The 17,499-nt window shown below is 57.8% G+C and carries 15 protein-coding genes; 9 read left to right on the forward strand and 6 right to left on the reverse strand.

Annotated elements, in window-relative coordinates:
* Positions 1 to 73 precede the first annotated feature (73 nt).
* From DES53_RS09775 to recN, 3 genes are all read left to right on the forward strand, one after another.
* A complete protein-coding gene (locus DES53_RS09775; protein WP_113958036.1) occupies positions 74 to 493 on the forward strand; it encodes an exosortase system-associated protein, TIGR04073 family in 420 nt (139 codons plus the stop codon).
* A gap of 131 nt (positions 494 to 624) precedes the next feature.
* Complete coding sequence (locus DES53_RS09780) at positions 625 to 1,107, forward strand: hypothetical protein (RefSeq protein ID WP_113958037.1); 483 nt, start codon at positions 625 to 627, stop codon at positions 1,105 to 1,107.
* Positions 1,108 to 1,149: 42 nt separating this feature from the next.
* Positions 1,150 to 2,817 (forward strand): DNA repair protein RecN, encoded by a 1,668-nt coding sequence (recN, locus tag DES53_RS09785; protein WP_113958038.1) that lies wholly within the window; start codon positions 1,150 to 1,152, stop codon positions 2,815 to 2,817.
* 12 nt (positions 2,818 to 2,829) lie between these two features.
* Here the strand turns inward: recN and DES53_RS09790 are convergent, their stop codons facing one another.
* Positions 2,830 to 6,000: a CHAT domain-containing protein gene (locus DES53_RS09790; RefSeq protein ID WP_113958039.1), complete on the reverse strand. Its 3,171-nt coding sequence runs from the start codon at positions 5,998 to 6,000 to the stop codon at positions 2,830 to 2,832.
* Positions 6,001 to 6,101: 101 nt separating this feature from the next.
* Positions 6,102 to 7,268 (reverse strand): S1 family peptidase, encoded by a 1,167-nt coding sequence (locus DES53_RS09795; protein WP_113958040.1) that lies wholly within the window; start codon positions 7,266 to 7,268, stop codon positions 6,102 to 6,104.
* Between the two features lie 74 nt (positions 7,269 to 7,342).
* On the opposite strand from DES53_RS09795, the gene DES53_RS09800 reads away from it, so the two are divergent.
* The gene (locus DES53_RS09800; RefSeq protein ID WP_113958041.1) at positions 7,343 to 7,816 is read left to right on the forward strand and encodes a hypothetical protein; all 474 of its coding nucleotides are present in this window, start codon (positions 7,343 to 7,345) and stop codon (positions 7,814 to 7,816) included.
* A gap of 77 nt (positions 7,817 to 7,893) precedes the next feature.
* Positions 7,894 to 9,159: a HEAT repeat domain-containing protein gene (locus tag DES53_RS09805; RefSeq protein WP_113958042.1), complete on the forward strand. Its 1,266-nt coding sequence runs from the start codon at positions 7,894 to 7,896 to the stop codon at positions 9,157 to 9,159.
* 64 nt (positions 9,160 to 9,223) lie between these two features.
* Here the strand turns inward: DES53_RS09805 and DES53_RS09810 are convergent, their stop codons facing one another.
* On the reverse strand, positions 9,224 to 10,087 hold the full coding sequence (locus DES53_RS09810) for a DMT family transporter (RefSeq protein ID WP_211325493.1): 864 nt from the start codon (positions 10,085 to 10,087) through the stop codon (positions 9,224 to 9,226).
* Positions 10,088 to 10,390: 303 nt separating this feature from the next.
* Positions 10,391 to 12,394 carry a DNA gyrase/topoisomerase IV subunit A gene (locus DES53_RS09815; RefSeq protein WP_113958044.1) on the reverse strand — a complete coding sequence of 668 codons (2,004 nt, stop codon included), beginning with the start codon at positions 12,392 to 12,394 and terminating at the stop codon, positions 10,391 to 10,393.
* 336 nt (positions 12,395 to 12,730) lie between these two features.
* Between DES53_RS09815 and DES53_RS09820 the strand changes: the two genes are divergently transcribed.
* Positions 12,731 to 13,066 (forward strand): glycine zipper domain-containing protein, encoded by a 336-nt coding sequence (locus DES53_RS09820; RefSeq protein ID WP_113958045.1) that lies wholly within the window; start codon positions 12,731 to 12,733, stop codon positions 13,064 to 13,066.
* A 155-nt stretch (positions 13,067 to 13,221) separates the two neighbouring features.
* Here the strand turns inward: DES53_RS09820 and DES53_RS09825 are convergent, their stop codons facing one another.
* Positions 13,222 to 14,085 (reverse strand): hypothetical protein, encoded by an 864-nt coding sequence (locus DES53_RS09825; RefSeq protein ID WP_113958046.1) that lies wholly within the window; start codon positions 14,083 to 14,085, stop codon positions 13,222 to 13,224.
* Positions 14,086 to 14,373: 288 nt separating this feature from the next.
* Positions 14,374 to 15,405, reverse strand: a complete 1,032-nt coding sequence (locus DES53_RS09830) for a hypothetical protein (protein WP_113958047.1) — start codon at positions 15,403 to 15,405, stop codon at positions 14,374 to 14,376.
* A 119-nt stretch (positions 15,406 to 15,524) separates the two neighbouring features.
* Here DES53_RS09830 and DES53_RS09835 point away from each other — a divergent pair, with 119 nt between their 5' ends.
* From DES53_RS09835 to DES53_RS34035, 3 genes are all read left to right on the forward strand, one after another.
* Positions 15,525 to 15,929, forward strand: coding sequence for a hypothetical protein (locus tag DES53_RS09835; protein WP_147263316.1), 405 nt, complete (start codon positions 15,525 to 15,527; stop codon positions 15,927 to 15,929).
* 234 nt (positions 15,930 to 16,163) lie between these two features.
* Positions 16,164 to 17,135 carry a LysR family transcriptional regulator gene (locus DES53_RS09840; protein WP_170156986.1) on the forward strand — a complete coding sequence of 324 codons (972 nt, stop codon included), beginning with the start codon at positions 16,164 to 16,166 and terminating at the stop codon, positions 17,133 to 17,135.
* A gap of 2 nt (positions 17,136 to 17,137) precedes the next feature.
* Positions 17,138 to 17,473, forward strand: coding sequence for a DUF2917 domain-containing protein (locus DES53_RS34035; RefSeq protein ID WP_425468381.1), 336 nt, complete (start codon positions 17,138 to 17,140; stop codon positions 17,471 to 17,473).
* Positions 17,474 to 17,499: the final 26 nt, after the last annotated feature.

Here is a 17,499-nt window from a genome sequence, read left to right on the forward strand (position 1 = left end):
GATTTCCACCGGAAGAATGTGGTTTTCTGGCTTGCCAATGCATGGCGACTTTGGCTAACTGGAATGGAATTTCATGAAAAACCGAATTATCCTCCTCCTCGCCGGTGCTCTTCTCGTGGGCACGTACGCTTTTGGTGACATTCAGGCCTCCCCTGGCAGCAAGTGGGATTGGAGCCGCAAGCTCTCCCGCTCCCTCGCCAATGTCGCCTACGGCTGGGCTGAGTATCCCATCCAGTGGCAGAAGGTCGACAAGGAAGACGGCACCAATGCCGCTTTCACCTCCGGCATTGTGCAGGGCACGCATCGCAGCGTGGTGCGCCTTGGCTACGGCATTTATGAGTTCGCCACCTTCCCCTTCCCGACTTACAAGGGTGGCTACCGTCCGCCTTACCGCACGAAGGAGCGCTTCGACACCTGGTACGGCTATCAGGAATTCCCACCGCAAGTGGGCTTCACCTCTCAGGCCGGCTACAGCCGCAACCAGAGCTGGTAAGTCCTCCGAGAGGCGACTTCTGTATTTCAGAATGCCCGGCAGCAATGCCGGGCTTTTTTGTGCCCCGTTCTCACCTCGAAGCATTTCGAAATTAGTTGCAGCGGAATCCCCTCTGGGTGGTCTAAGCGGGGATGAACTCGACCATAACCGTGCGGGTCCTTTTGACCCTCTCGCTGGTGGCGAACATCGCGCTCGGCTGGATGCTGTGGCAACAGAGGCAGCACCCGGAACAAACGAAACCAACCGGCGAATACACGATTTCGGTTTCCCCCACGAAGGCCCAAACAACACCGGCTCAACCCTTACCGGCCTCCGTGGTGGATTCCGCCATCCAGCGTGCTCCTCGCATCGAACCGCCTCTGCCTCCTCCCACTCGTGGAGGTATGGCAACCACCAAGAGCGAGGCCCTGCTCTTCTCCAATCCGGAGGTAAAGCCAGTGGATCCCAGCAAGTTGCCTGCCTATCTGCGTTTGGAGACGCCTGAACGAAAGGCCTATGGACCTCCCCCACCCCCGAATCCACATGCAGTGCCACCATGGGAATTGCGCCTGCCTCATCGCGAAGATCAAATGCAACGCGGGCTGTATTCCACCCCTTTGAAACTCGACAAATAGTTAAGATGCGTTTCACTCCGGGCGCACGAATCCACGCGCCCGATGCTCTCCCTGCTCAAGATTCAGAATCTCGCCCTCGTCGAAGATCTTTCCTGGGAACTTGGCCCCGGCCTCGTCGGGGTGACAGGAGAGACGGGCGCAGGGAAATCGATCATCGTGGGCGCGTTGAAGCTCATTCTTGGTGAGCGCGCGGACCGCGGCCTCATCCGCACTGGAGCGGAAACCTGCTCCGTAGAGGCCATGTTCGATCTGAAAAAGACCGACACGGTGGACGCCATCCTCGCCGAGAATGGGCTGGATCCGCTGGATGGCGAATCGCTCATCATCAGGCGCGTCATCGGAGCCAGCAGCAACAAGCAATTCGTCAATGGCTCCCCAGTCGTCTCCCAGATGCTGAAGAAACTGGGTGAGCATCTGGTGGACCTGCATGGCCCGCACGACCACCAGACCTTGAATTCTCAGGAGCGCCAGCTTGAGATGCTCGATGCCTACGCGAGTGCCGATGATTTCGCGGCGAAATATGCAGCCGCTTATACCACCTGGCGGGAAGCGGTGCAGGAGTACGACAGCCTGGCCACCAGCGAGCGAGCCTCCGAGCAGGAAATCGACATGCTGCGCCACCAGATCAAGGACATCGAAGGCGCAGGCCTGAAGGAGGGCGAGGAGGAGGAAATCGAAAGTCGTCACCGCATCGCAGCCAATGGAGCTCGCTTGGTGGAGCTGTGCAATGGCGTGGCCGACCGCCTCAGCGAAGGCGGGAGCAGCATCCTGAGCGGCCTGCGTGACGTCGCCCGCATGGTGCATGAGCTGGAGAAGATCGATCCCAAGCTCGCCGAAAGCCTCGGAGGCTTCCAGTCCGCGCAGATCGAGTTGCAGGAAATGGAAATCACCATGCGCGACTACGTGGAGGACATCGAGATCGAGCCTGCCGAGTTGGAACGCATGGAGGAACGCATGCATGTATTCCAGACCTTGAAGAGGAAGTACGGTGGCAGCATCCAGGCGGTGCTGGAGTTCAAGGAGCAGGCCAAAACCAAACTCGACCGGCTGGAAAACCGGGGCGACGCTCTGGAAAAGCTGAAGCAGGCTGTCGACCGCGCCCGCATCGAGGTGGACAAGCTGGGCCGTGAACTCTCCGCCAAACGCAAGGCCGCCGCGCCGAAGTTGGCCAAGGACATCAGCGGTCATTTGGCGGACTTGGGATTCAAGAAGGCCGTTTTTGAAGTACCCCTGACCGCGAACAAAGAACCTGAACGCGATGGTCTGGAGTCGGTCGATTTCCAGTTTGCCCCGAATCCAGGCGAGCCTCTCAAGCCCCTGCGTTTAACCGCTTCCAGCGGAGAAATGTCACGTGTCCTCCTAGCTGTGAAGAGCGCACTGGCCAAGCAAGATGGCATCCCCCTGATGGTCTTCGACGAAATCGATGCCAATGTAGGCGGGAACATCGCCGAGGCCGTGGGCCGCAAGATGGAGACCCTTGCCACCCGGCACCAAATCATCGCCATCACCCACATGCCCCAACTCGCGTCTCTGGCTCAGAGTCACTTTGTCGTGGTAAAGGAATTTGATGAAAAGAGGACGCGTTCCCTTCTCCGTGAAGTGAAAGCAGATGAGCGTGTGGACGAATTGGCGCGCATGCTCGGCGGCAAAAGCGAGAGCGCCCGGAAGCACGCGGAGAGTCTGTTGGCGGGCGCAAGCCGCGCCTCCTGACTTTAGGTTCTTCTATGGCTGGGGAGAGGGTGGCGGACGGTACTTCACGCACGTCGGGCTCCCATAAAAGAAATAGGCCGCAAACGTCGGATCTCCGAAATACGGTCCTGGTCTATAGGCTTGGGCTCGTATGTCCCTGACGATCTCGGCAAGCGGTATGGAAGGGTCGCTTTGGATACGTTTGTAGAACTGAACCGATGCGTCTCTGGCAGATTCATGCCCCACCGTCCAAATTGGAGCAATAACAGCACCTGCATTGGTACTGATGAAGGCTGAAGGAAAACCTCCGATGCCTCCCAAAACCTCGCTAGATCCTGCGGCCTGGCACGCATTGATAAATACGAGGCGGCAACGCTCCTTCCCCGCAAGATATGCCTGAACAGCCCCATTGGCTCTCACATAACTAGGATCGAAGTAACCGTCATTCAGCTGCAACCGATGTTCTTTCTGCTCCGTCTGACCGTGGCAAATAAAATGCAAGATGCCTGCAGAGCCATTTGCCAGCTTCTTTTCGAGCGTCGCACGAGTGGCAGGTTTAATTTCTTCGCTGCCCTTCGACTTCAGGACCTCGTTAGCCTCCTCTCTAGCGAATTTGCCAGATCCGTCACCAAAGGGACCTACCACAACAAAGGACTTCTCAAGTTCCAATTGCCCCGCGGGATTGCCGAAATTTTTGCGGACATCCGTAGTCCAGCGACCGACCACGGCCTGCACTCCGAGAGGTTCCAGCCACTTCGATGAGTCTTCCGGGTCGGGTAAATACACCATTTCCCAAGGAAAAACAGGTTCTTCGGAAGTTATGAAGATGGACCTGAGTTTTTTCTTTTCCACTAAGTCTGCAACAACGTTCCGGAAGATCTCAGGTGAAAGCGAGTAACAGTCAATGCCAAGCTGCTTGAGCGCCGCCAGACGCTTCTCCGGGGTAACATTCTCCCGGCTGTTCAAAATTCCCGCCACATGGTTATCGACAAACTCCTTCGCATCATCTTGCCACCCAGTGGTCCACGTAGCTTCCTTGGAGGCTGGGTTGCAATGCGGCGAGGCCACTACAAATTTGTAGGCGCCCGGCCCAGTTCTGATGATTTCAAGAAACAGGTCCGCCTCGACTCCACGGACATTTACTTTCGGACCTTCCGAACTGGTCTTGGCCGGGGCTGGTGAGGGTGTTGCTGGCGCATCGTCTCTGGCCATGGGATTCCCCGCGCTATCCCACTGTCGACGAACACTTCCAACCTTGAAGCCAGCCTCATTGTAAAAGATGACCTGAAGAAAAGGAGGATCCCATAGTTGTTCCTTCGGTGGCGCAATCACCTCGACCTCGACCTCAAACTGCGCCACCGTAGATTTCGCCTCGCTGGGCCAAAGAGTAATCTTCTCCTCCAACGTGCCTTTGCGCAATTTGAAATGGGGCGAGGACACCAGTACGGCTTTCAAGTCAACACTGTCCACCTGGCGCTTCAAAGAAACAATCACCGGAGTGACATCTTCTTTTGCGGACGAAATCTCAGTATCCAAATAGGCCTGCACCTGCAAGTTCGCGCCAGTTTTCAACTGCCGATCCGGTAAGACCTCCAGATGAGGAGTCCGTTCCAATTCATTTTGTACTGGTGCAGACAGGATGGTTTCGACCTCCACGTTCTTCGTCTCTGTCATTACCACCATGCGCTGGACCTCGCTCTTTTGCGCGAGCGTCATTTGCTTGCTGGCAAATATTTTTGTATCGATCGCCGTGGGGTTGTCTGGATCCAGCTTTTCAGCCAAGGCAGCGCAAAGGTAAGCCCGTTCAAAGTCAGCATTCGGATTGAGTGGGCTGGATTTGATCGCCGCCCTTCCATAAAGGGACCCAAGCCTGGCCATGGCATGCGAACGAAATTTAGCGTCAGCACCGGATGCGTCTGCGAGCGTCAGGTAACATCTCGCTGCCATTTGAACGTCAGGCTTGCCCTGCTCTGTCCCCTTTTCCCACACTTCGCCCAGCCCCAGATTCGCCTCGGCTAATCCTGCTGCTGTGCTTTTTTTGAACCACCCGGCGGCCTCACCGACATTTTTTTTCGTTCCATCACCGTAGAGATAGATAGCCCCCATCCTGTACATGGCATGCGGCGAACCGAGATTGGCTGCCCTCCGATATTGAACCAAGGCTGTGCCTTTGTTCATTTCCACACCGTATCCGTGCTCGTAAAACGAAGCCACATGGTAGCTGGCCTCTGGAAGGTTATTTCTCGCCGCAAGCGTGTACAATTGAAACGCAGCCTCTGGATTGGCCTCAACCACTTCGCCATTTCGATAGAACTCTGCAAGCCATGCCTGGGCTAAGACATCATTCGCCGCCGCAGCTTTGGCGTAGTATTGCAGGGCCCGCTCAACATCTTTGGGTTTGCCCCCCAAACCTTCCTCATAGATTTTGCCCAAAGTGCGCAGGCCAATGGGATCTGAACGGGCGGCCAAAGTCTCGAACTGCGAAAGTACCGGGGCGGTTACCGCAGCGATGCCATGACTGTCCGCCTCTTTGAAGAGCCCATCCATCAGGCCCAAGGCAGTAGGATTGCCGCCATCCACCGCCCTGAGCAGCCACTTCGTGGCCTGTTCCACGTTCTGAGTTCCATGCAGACCGGTCGAATAGAGCTTGTAGAGTTCTAGAGCCGCTTCAGAATCACCGCGAGCAGCCGCCATTTCGAAGAGCGCCTCAGCTTTTTTTGTATCCTGCGATACTCCTCCCAGCCCCATCAGATAGACCGAGGCAAGGTTTCTTGTGGCCTCGGCAACGCCCGCATCCGAGGCCTCCTGGAGCAAATTCAGGCCTTCTGCTGATCTTTTTTCATCAGGCACCATCGCCGAAACCAGATGCCAGCCATAGCCGTTCATCGCCAGCAACTGCCCCTGGGCTGCCGCAAGTCTAAAGTATTGGATCGCCCCCTGTGGATTCTCTTTCCGCAAAAGAACGCCCGCGGCAAACTGGGCATCGCGGTCTCCTTTTTCTGCCAGGGCACGAATCTTTTCGGTTACCGCCTCAACATTTTTTTCAGAACTCAAGGGTTTCCCTTTTGCTGCAGCATCAGTCGCATCCGCAAGGGCTTGAACTTGAGCAACCACCTCCGGACTGGGTGCCTTCCATACGGCCGTATCCAAGCCAAGGGCTGACACCATCACCACGGCTTTGAATGAGAACCCTAGAGAAACCATGATTCGATTCTATGATGATATGGTAAAACAACGCACCTGCACAAGGCAGGCATCCTCATCAAAGACGCACAAAAATTCGAGAAAAGTAGTCTGTGACAAATTTATTGAGGAGGAAAAACGATCCCTTTCCTTTTGCATTCCTTCGCGATCCAGCTGCGGTATCTGTCGACGCGCTCATAGACGCCACCATCACCACAGGGTTTGCCAACACCCTTCGCGGAACGTGAAGTGAGACCAGCCACCACAAGTTGCCGCGCAATTTGCAAATAGGCAGGCCCCCCGCTATCCCCTCCACACGTATCTGATTTGGACGGAGCCGCGATCTTTCCCGCGACGAACTCCAAGAACCGACCACTCTCCTGGGCAAGCTCGTATGTCTCCAAATCCTTCCCCATGGGTACGGGAGGTTTGTCCGCCACCCGTTTGGTTCCATATCCCGCTCCTCCCTCATCCATGCTGTGTTTGTTGTAGCCAAAGCCCGTGAGAATGACATAACCCCGATTGGCATCGAATTCGGCTGTGGTTGCAAGTCGCGCTGGCGGCGCCTTGGAAACAGGATTGTCCAGGAACACCAACGCCACATCATTTTTACGAGGCTCCCGATCTGCCGGGCTACCCTTCTCCCACGCATAGTTCTCATGGCGAACCGCGTCATATCGTGTACAAAGGTATCTATCTCCCTCTGCACCCTGCTGAGGAGTCTGGGTACCGACCCAGATCATGGCGTTTTTTCTCACCCGTCCCTGGCTGTCCACCACGACATGGGCGGCCGTCAACACGACATTGGGCATGATAAGGACGCCTGAGCCTATGAAGTCAGTGGCGGCAAATCCCACCGCGACACACTCTTGATGTTCTTTCTTTTTGGCCTTGCGGCTTTTTCCAACAATTCTGACGCCAGAGCTGTCCGTAGCAAGAGGCAAATTGTACTTTGTCGCCAGCTCTTCATTGTGCACCAGATTGTAAGCTCCATCGATGAAGACCTCGTCTTCAAGCAGCGAATCCACGTTTCCCGGCAGGAACACCTCAAATCCGCTGGGAACCATTTCAATCTTGGCCAGCTTTTCCACATACTCTCGCAAGCTTGCGAGCTTTTCTTTGGTCGTGAACCCGCTCCGGACCTCAGGCGGCGTCGGAGCAGCGCTACGTGCGCTTGCTATCGGCTTTACCTCCGGCGCCACTTCCGTGATACTATTTGTGGCACTACATGCGGACAGCAATAAGACCAACAACAACGCGCCAGCGAACTGGACATAAGAGAGGGCCATGAATCAACGGATATCTCATCGCACAACTTTTTGTCAACACCTATCCATTCTCCAACAACGAAAGGAACTCAGGCATGCATAATGTCAAGCCAGGAACCCTCAGCGCGGCCATAGCAGGCATCTCCCTGCTCCTCTGTGGCGCACCTCTTTTCGCCGGCGAGCCCCCCACCCTCACGCGCGTCGCTCTTCCTCCCAAGGAAACCCCGGCGGCGTCCGTATACTTCATGCTCACTGCGCCGCGCGATCGCGAGATCCATGTCATCGTCGATAAGGTGGCTGTGTCAGGCCCCTCGAAGCTCAACGGCGTTCCCGTCCGGCTGCCGCATCACAAGGTGGCGGAGTTGAAAAATGGCCGTTGGAAGGAAATCCGTACGGCCCAATGCGCCTCGCCAGACTACGTCCGGTTGAAACCCTCCCAAAAACTCGTGGTCAAGGTCGAGCCCCCGGAAAGCAAGTTGCCGTGGCGCATCGGCATTCCCGCCTATGCCGCGGCACCCGGGCCCAACGTGGCCGTGGAAACGGTTTGGGGACCTTCTAGTGCGAAGTGACTTCCCCAATTCGCCGTCACTGCACGCTGGAAAAAAAGAGTTTTGACTTCCACGCGTGTAACCGCTAACAACACGGCATGAAATCTATCCATGTCTTTGGACTTTTGGTTTCCTCATCCAGTCTGCTGGCACTTTCCGCCTGCAACACCACGCCCTCCGGAAGTACAAGCCACGAGGTTGTCACTGACAACAACACCAAGGTCTACAGGTTCAAAATCGGGCGTGCTGGCAACGCCTCCCTCAATGACGGAACGGCCGCTGGCATTCTCCGGGATGCCACGGAAATTGTCGCCGGAAAGCATCGGGACGATGATTTCACCGCCAACATTCGCTTTGAGCAATCCGGGCCAATCGACACAGTGTCCAGCAATGGCGTCGTCAACAGCGCCGAAGACTTCAGGGCGCTTTCGCGCCTGGGGCGCAACGTCGTCGTCGTTGACGCCATCAACTACTGCGGAGGCTACATCCCGGGTGTTGTGGGTTGCGCGCCCGTGCCGGGGAGTTTCATGGCCGTGGTGCGGTATGGTTCGTTGGAGGGCATGATCTGGGCCCATGAGTTCGGTCACAACTGCGGTCTCAATCACCGCGATCACTCGACAGCACTCATGCATCCTCAGATTGGGTCGGCCCACAAGAGTCTGAATCAGCATGAGAGAGATAAATTCGAGCAGAAGGTCGCCTCAGGCCGGAGCCGGAGCGTACAGTCGGCCTCTGAATCCGAACGCGATGGTGCGCCTCCGAGTTCCGCACAAGAGTATCTGGACCGGGTGTATCTGCACGGCGTGCCCTATGCCCATGTTGAAGGCTTTGGCCCCCAACACATTCCGGCTCTCAAGGCTGCTCTGAATTCACCGAACCGCCTTCACAGTTGGTCCAATGCCGTGGTCGGGCTGGCAGCCATCGCCACACCGGAATCCGTCGAGGCCGTACTTTCGTTCGTGCGCGCAAACAACGTCTCCGTCTCTTCGGGCAGCTATCAGGTGAAACGGACGGCCGTCATGGCACTGGGATATGCCGTGCAAAAAGCCAGCACCTCCCAGGATCCCGTCTATCGCGAAGCAAGGGCCAAAGCCCTTGCCCAGCTACAGCAAGCGGCATCCGGCAGCTATTGGAGGTCCCGTGTAGGCGGCACGGCCCGAAGCGTTTCGGGCGCAGATCCCACGGAAGGTCTCGTGACCTCTGCGCTCGCGGGTCTGGCACTTTCTGGTGCGCCTGAAGCGGCAGCATTCTTCGAGAATGCATCGCGCGGCACGGGCCGAAGCGTGGGCGACGACCCAATCGCGGAAGCCCGGAAAGAATATGCCAAGGTAAAGGCTCAGGGGGTGCGCTCCTATACGGACTGATCTGGGTACCGCTCACTCACCCCAAAACAAGACCCCCTTCATACTTGGGCGCGGTCAGGGAGTCCTACCCCTCCCTCCGCGCCATCCACAACCCCGCGAGCAGGATCACTCCGCCGGCTAATTGTGCCGGTGCGAGCGCTTCACCGAGAATCATCCATGCTGCCATCGCCGCGGTAGCCGGTTGGATGAGCAGGCCCAAAGATGCAGGCGCGGCAGAAAGCCGGGCCAGCGCATAGGTGATCAGTGTCTGACCTCCGAATTGGGATACCAAGGCCAAACCCACCACGGCCAGCCAGCCCTTCAGGGTGTTGGGCACGATCGTCTCCCCAGACAGCCAGGCCGCAGGCAGGAGCAGCGCTGCCGTCAGCACCCCGCTCAGAATCATGATGGTCACGGTGCTCAGCCCACGGTCCCGGGCGGACTTCACACTCAGGATGTATCCTGCATAGAACACCCCGGAAAGCACGCCGAGAGCATCCCCCTTCAGCGTATCCGGCGTGATGTATGCGTTCTTGCCCACCAGCAGGGCAGTGCCAGCCAAGGCCACCGCCATCGCACCCAAGAATTTCCGGCTCACCCTGGTCCCGAAAAAGAGCCACCCCATGAGCACCACAAAGATGGAGGCCAGATTCGCCTCCAGCGTCGCATTCGCCACGGAGGTGTACTTGATGGACCAATGCCAGATGGCGAGGTCTGTCGCAAAACAGGCGCCAACGAGCGCCAGTACGGACCAGTCCCTGCCGCCGGGACGCGTAACTCCCCCACCCGAGGCAGCAGCCCAAAGCCCCATCATGGGCAGGGCCAGCGTGATCCGCCAGAACGCTGTGGCACTCGGCCCGACCTCGCTAAACCTCACAAAGATGGGGGCAAAGCCAATACCAATGGCCCCGGCAATGAGGGCGAGAAGGCTGCGAGTATGCAAAGTCACAAGGTGAGGCAGGAAGTCAGACGGCGAAAGGGCGAGCAGAAGAGTTCGTCTGCCGATGGAGAAGGGATGGCATAAATCGCACTCTCACTTGTGATAGCAGTGACAAACACGTCCACCTGCCATGGGTGAACAAGGCAGGTTCACTAAACCAATTCCCATTGAAGAGTTAGCATTTAAATCGTGCTGATTTTTGTGCTACCTGGCAGACAGATTACTGATCAAGAACGATTTAGCAGGCTTATTTTATCGACACCGATCCATGTAAAAGCCAGAAAACACGCACTTGGATAAGTCCCGCCGTTATCAGGATTGCTTCTCACCTCTGTCGTGAGTGATCTTCTCCACCGACTTCTCAGTCACGATGTTCCCCTTGCTCTCGCGTCCCTTGATGGCCAGTTCGCCGAAGGGATAGGAGAACTCATCCACACGCATGCGCAGTTCGTGCTTCAGTTTGATAAGCAGCTTCTGGGCGTTGCTGTCGTCCTCGGACTCGTGCCGGGCGAAGTAGAGCACCCGGGTGCCGGCTTCCTCGGAAGTGAGCTGATATTCCTTGTCACGGGTAATGCCCCCGACGCGGAAGCGCTTGGCATAGACTTTCCCAGCCTTGCCATCGCGGTAGATCATCGAGTACACCGCCTGCTCGTCGCGCTTGAACACGGCGACATAACACGGGTTTTTCCCAACGTGGAACTTCGGCGCAGCCTTCACCACACTCATGGAGCCCTCACGGGTGATGTAGAGCACCTCATCCAGCGCTGAGCACTTGCCGATGGCCTCTCCTTCCTTCTTCAGGCCATAGCCGGCAAAGCCTTCCTTGGAGTCGAGGTAGAGCGTTTCGTTCGCAATCGCCACTTCGGAGGCAGCCACACGCTCGAAGCCCATGATCTGCGTACGACGCTCACGGTCCTTGCCGTAGTCCTTCTTCAAACGCTCAAAGTGAGCCACCGCGTACCGGGTGAGCTGCTTCAGATGCTTCTGCGTCACCTCGATCTCGCGCTCAAGCGCCACGATGGCCTCGTCCGCCTCGAAGGAGTTGAACTTGGAGATGCGCTTGATGCGGATTTCGGTGAGGCGGTTGATATCCTCCTCTGTCACCTCGCGCTTCAGCAGGCGGAGGTAGGGCTTGAGCCCCTTCCAGATGGCGCCGATGACAGCATCCCAGCTCGTGGCCTCTTCGATGTCGCGGTAGATGCGCTTCTCGATGAAGATCTTCTCGAGCGAGGAGAAGTGCCACTTCTCCTCCAGTTCATTGAGCTCAACCTCAAGCTCCTGCTTCAGAATCTGCCTGGTGTGCTCCGCGCTGTCCCGCAAGAGTTCGGTCACGCTGATGAAGCGAGGCTTGTCATCCTGAATGACCACGGCATTCACCGAGATGCTGACTTCACAATCGGTGAAGGCATACAGGGCCTGGATGGCCTGGTCCGGATCCGTGCCGCTGGGCAGGTGCACGAGGATCTCCACGAACTCAGCCGTGTTGTCCTCCACCTTCTGGACCTTGATCTTGCCCTTCTCATTCGCAGCGACAATCGACTCCTGGATGCTGGTGGCCGTGGTGCCGAAGGGAATCTGGACAATGCGGACCATGTTGCGCTTCGGCACCGTCTCAATCTTGGCTCTCACCCGGATGCGTCCACCCCGCTGACCATCGTTGTAGTCACTGGCATCCATGATGCCGCCCTGTGGAAAATCTGGATACAGGACGAAGACTTCATTCCGCAGCGCCTTGATGGAGGCATCGCAAAGTTCCAGGAAGTTGTGCGGAAGAATGCGGCAGGACAGACCTACGGCAATGCCCTCCACCCCTGAAGCCAGCAGCATGGGGAACTTCACCGGCAGGGTCACGGGCTCCTTGTTGCGACCGTCGTAGCTCTGTGCCCAGTTGGTGACCTTCGGGCTGTACACCACATCCAGTGCAAACTTGCTCAGGCGGGCCTCAATATATCGTGGCGCCGCTGCACCGTCGCCGGTAAGGATGTTCCCCCAGTTTCCCTGGGTGTCGATGAGCAGTTCCTTCTGCCCAATCTGGGTCATGGCATCGCCGATGGAAGCGTCCCCGTGGGGATGGTACTTCATCGTGTTGCCCACCACGTTCGCCACTTTGTTGTAACGACCATCCTCCAGTTCCTTCAGCGAATGCATGATGCGCCGCTGCACGGGTTTGAATCCGTCATTGATGTGCGGCACGGCGCGCTCGAGGATCACATAGCTCGCGTAGTCCAGGAACCAGTCGCCGTAGAGTTCATCCACGTGCTTGGTGTGCTGCTCAGGAGCGGGAGATGAGGAAGAGTCGGGGGAAGCGGGGGCCACAGCGCGGAAGCGGGTAGGAAACTACGGAAGGGTTAGGTATCGGCAGGTTTGCCCGGTTTTCAAGCATCAATGCAAAAGCCCACGCCACGCCGCGTGCATCCTGCAAAGTCCCCACGCAATCGGCACGGCCCAGACCTTGTGCATTGCCTCGACAGACCCGCGAAAGTCGCGTCACAAGCCCTTCTGTTCGTGCAGAATACCCATCCCAAGGGAATATGATGGTCTTCCGGCGCAATTTATGCGTAAATTTTGAAGAAACGAAGCATCTATCCGTCCAAAGAAACCCCACTTTGGCGTCCCCTTTTGTAAAGGAATAGAAACAAACCCCACCCAGCCATGAAGAACATCAAGCGACTCACCCTCGCTCTACTCGCAACACTTTCCATCAGCTCCATGTCGTGCACGAGCGGGCCAAATGCGCGCACCGGCACGGTGCTGGGCGCGCTCGGCGGCGCTGGCCTTGGCGGCATCATCGGCCACCAGAGTGGTCGTGGTCTGGAAGGCGCAGCCATCGGTGCCGGTCTCGGCGCCCTCGGCGGCAATCTGATCGGCGGCGCGCAGGACGAGCGGAACTACTACAATCGCGGCGGCTACTACGGCGGCCAGGGTAATGGCTACTACCGCTCCTACGGTCCCCCGCCCCCTCCTCCCCGCGGCGGCTACTACTATTGATTGGGTAGGCCAGAGACATCCGCATCGTTCCTGACTCGTCAGGAAGGGATGGATGATGAAAGCTCGCAGGTCTACCTGTGGCACCCGACCGCGCTACGCCACTTGGTGAAGCGCGGTTTTTCTTTCGACCTGACAACACAGAAGACGCAGTCCGCCTACTGGTTCCCACCCTTCGTCTGCACGACCCATTGCATGGCATTGAACTCACCTTCCACCGCAATGCGTCGAAGGTACTGCTTCATTTCGGTATCACTCAGGGTTGGAAGAAGGCGTCGGTGTTCCTTGATGAGTGCCGATGTCGCCGCACGCTCGGTGCTGTTTCTCTCCTGAAGCTCTGCGGCCGTCATGTCCAGCCCGGGCATCTCCTCATACCACTCACTCGAATTGACGATGGTCCTTTCGATGGATGAAGAGATGAGCTTTTCCACCAACCCGGCGCGTTCTGTCGGTTTTTTGAGCGATTGTGTCAGGGCAAGGAGACTTTCTATGGCCGGCCCTTTCGCTTCCGCCGGCCCCGTCTTCATATGCTGTGCCAGTTCCATCAAGACAGATATCTGACCGATGGGAAGGTGGGCCATGCCAAGCGTCTCCGCATAGAGCGAATCGAAGCCTGCGCTTTTGCAGGCTTTGGTAACTTCACTCGAGATCTCCTGCGGGTACATGTGCGGACGTCCCCGGCTGGCCGCGCCTTCAAGGGCATCCAGCCCGCTCTCCACATCTCCAGCCTTGAAAGCATCCAAGGCCGCATTGCACCAGCCGAGGGAGTTCTTGGGGTCATTCTCCTGCATCCGCCGGACCCATTCGTCTGTGGGCTGTTTCAGCCCGCGAGCCACCATGAGCATCATGGCTGACACGCGCGGATCGTCCGGATGGCGTTCTGCAGCTTCTTCTAGCCATGGAACCGTTTCGGTGGAGAGCATGAAGCCTGCGATGAGGCTGCCCGCAGTGCGGCCTTCCTGCTCGATGTACGCTTCAAGCTGCGCACGCGTGGGAAGAGGGTACTTTTTGCCCTCCGCCATATCTGCCAGGAAAGCAGCGACGGAGCGTTTCTGAACAGTATCCTGAGCACCTTTCCCATCCCCGACCCGATGCCGAGCAACTGCCTTGGCGTCGGTGGAAGACGACAAAAGATCGTGGCCCCAGAAAAACCAAAGTCCACCAACCACGCCCGCGAGAGCGAAAGCCGCACTGCTGACAAAAGCGAACCGACGGGATGCTGGAGACAAGGCCATGCTCAAACTGGGTTTTCCACCGAAAGACGGCTACAGCACACCATTTTGTCTAACGCATGGCGATAGAAAAAGCACTCAACGTCTTCCTTTCGTCCGCACCACCCACTGCATGGCGGCAACCTTCCCTTCGCTCTCCACACGGCGCAGGTACTCTCTCATCTCCGCCTCGCTCAAGTCAGGAAGCAGGCGTCGATATTCCTCCACGAGCGCGGTAGCCGCAGCGACCTCGGATGAATCCACACCAACGCCACCTGCCACTGCTGGCGAGCCCACCGGAGGCGTCATGTAGTTACCCATGAACGGAGTGCCGCCGACTGAGCCATAGCCGGAACCACCAAGGGCATTCGCCACGATATCGCCCACGGCTCTCCTGGTACCGCTGGAGAGATTGAGTCCACTTCCATTTCTCAAACCGAGAATATTCCCCAGCGAACCACCACTGCCCTGCTCCAGTCTGCGTTGGACGTCCTCTTGCAAATTCATGAGTGCGGACACCTGGCCGAGCGTCATGTCTGCGGCAGCCCTCGCATCGGCGCGCAAGGGAGCATAGGCAGGGCTGTTGAATGCCTGAGCGGCCTCTCGCAGCACCTCTTGAGGATAGCCTCCAAGACGCTGACTTCCGCTCCCATAGAAGCCGGGAACCAGCACATCCTCAGCCACACCGCCCCGCATCGCATTGGGCTTGTTGATGAGCTCCTCGACCAGAGGATGATCCTGCATTCGTTCATTCGTAGTTTGGTTGAGCTTCGGAAGTCCCTCCTTGGAAAGAATGTAAGAAGTCAGCGCCTCACTGGCGGCCTTTTGCTTTTCCTGCTCCAAGATGGCAGCAAATTCCTCGCGCGTGGGCTGCCGTTCCTGACTCGCGAGCGTCCCCTGAGTCAGGCTGGGCAACGCCTCGGCAGAGGCGGATGACACCGGGCTGCCACCGGAATGCCCACCACCTGCCGCTACAGTGGCGGTACCCGCTTGCGCCGAGGCACTTTCGCTTCGGAAGGGCTTCAAGAAATCCATGTCCCTGAAGTGCCACGAGCCGAACGCGAGGGCTACCCCCACTCCGACGGCACAGGGGGCGGCAATGACCCAGCGGAGAGTTTTGGGCGAGGACATGACCAGAATCCTTGGCTACAACCGTGCAACAGTCACCATTTCAGCAGCACTTTCGCAAGCTGGCGATGGAAAATTCACCATTCGACAGACTACGCATCAAAGAGTAAAGCCACACACCCATGAGAAACGGAATGCGAGCACCGGCGTTTCTGGTCACGCTGGCTGTTCTGGCAGCTGGCATGCTGGTTCTGTTGTCGATTTCAGACTCGCTGCTCGGAGCCCTCTTCTTTTTGCCGTTTTCCCTGGGGCCGCTCTTCGTGTCACTAATCCTCGCTGCAAAATCGCCGGGCAGGCTTTCTCAGAGGCTGCTCCTCGCAAGTTCCATTCTCTATGCGGTGTGGTTCGGATACATCTATTTGGAGGCGTTTCACTGGCATGTAGACCCACAGAGTGCGGTGGCCATGGTTTTCATCGGGCTGCTTTCGCTGCCTGTGATGATCCCCGTCTGGATTGTCTCCCTCCTGCAGATAGGTCGGAGTACCGCCCCTGGCGCTCCCATCGGGACAGATCGTCCATCCGCATAGACCAATAACACTCCCGTTGGACCGGCCCTTTTTCCGGGGCCCCCATCAGGCAGTTTGGGCTGGCCACCTTCCGGATCAGCATCCTTTTCCTGACGCGCGGCCTCATTCAAACTTCTGATGGGGTCCATCAGGAAGTGCAATTGGGCAATCAGCGGTCGCAGAGGCATCCTGGGACGTAATCCTTTCCCAAGAGAACACCCCACCGCCCCTTCTCAACCATACCACCCTGTCGCCATGGAACTCTACCAACTCCGCACCTTTCTTACCGTCGCAGAGGAGGGTCATCTGACTCGGGCTGCGGAGAAGCTTTTCACCAGCCAGCCGGCGGTGAGCGGGCAAATTCGAGCTCTGGAGGATGAGTTGGGCATGAAGCTCTTCGAGCGCAGCTCACGCGGCATGCAGCTCACCCAGGCGGGCAAGGCCCTGTGCGAACAAGCACGGCGCGTGGTGAATGCGGCACGCGACTTCAAACACAGCGCCGATGGCCTGCGCGGAGCCGTCTCCGGTGAACTCGTTCTGGGCCTGAACAACCGTCCGGAGATCCTGCGACTCATGGAGGTGCTGCAGGAGCTCACGCTGCGGCATGCGGATCTCCGCTACGAGCTGGTCAATGGAAGCAGCGGCGTGATCATTCAGGGTTTGGAGGAAGGCAGCATCTCGATTGGTTTCTTCGAGGGGCAATGTGAAAGCCCGAAGATCACCCACCATGAGCTGGACACCATCGAGCTATGCCTCGCTGCTCCCGCCGAGTGGGCGGAGGAACTGTCCACGCCCGATTGGAAGGCGCTGGAAAGCAAGCCGTGGATCTTTGTCTCACCCATGTGCTCCTACTTCCGGACCATCCAGCACATCTGCCGCGAACAAGGTCTGCAGATCGCCCCACGCTTCCGGGTGAATGAAGAGCTGACGGTACTCAATCTCGTGGCGGAAGGACTCGGTGTCACCCTCTTGGCCAAACGCCAGATTGAATTGCACCAGTTTGAGGGACGCGTGGTTCCCCTGCCCCACTTCCGTGCCGTGGTGCCACTCAGTCTGGGCTACCTCACCGAGCGCGCCAATGACCCGGCCATCATGGCCGTGCGCGACACGGTGCTGGATGTGTGGGGCAAGCCCATGGGCACAAACGCGCCTCTGGTCCCACCATCCCGCCGCGGCGCCCAAACGACGACGTCCACGACCAATTCTTCCAACCTTCGCAGGCAATGACCATGAGAGCTTCACTTTGGTTTGATGAGGCGACACTGGATCGCGGAGCCGCAGATTCTGCAAGTAGCCGTACTCGTCCCGCAGAATCATCCAGGCGACCGGCACCTCGGACGCCTGCGGTGCAACTGGAGCGCGGCTGCATCTTTAGCAGGCCGTTGGAAGAAGGAGAATGCGTGTCTGTGATGGTCACCACCGGCCATGCATGGATTACCATGGAATGCGATGTGAGGGATCACGTTCTCGCTGCCAATGACGAACGCGTGTTCGCCGGGCCAGGACTGCTTGTGATCGAAGGTCTGGAGCAGGGAGCGCGGCTTCAATTGAAGAGCGCTTCCTAGACACCTCGGAGACTGGGGAGGCGAAC

The sequence above is a fragment of the Roseimicrobium gellanilyticum genome, from assembly GCF_003315205.1.
In the GTDB taxonomy this organism is placed as follows: domain Bacteria; phylum Verrucomicrobiota; class Verrucomicrobiia; order Verrucomicrobiales; family Verrucomicrobiaceae; genus Roseimicrobium; species Roseimicrobium gellanilyticum.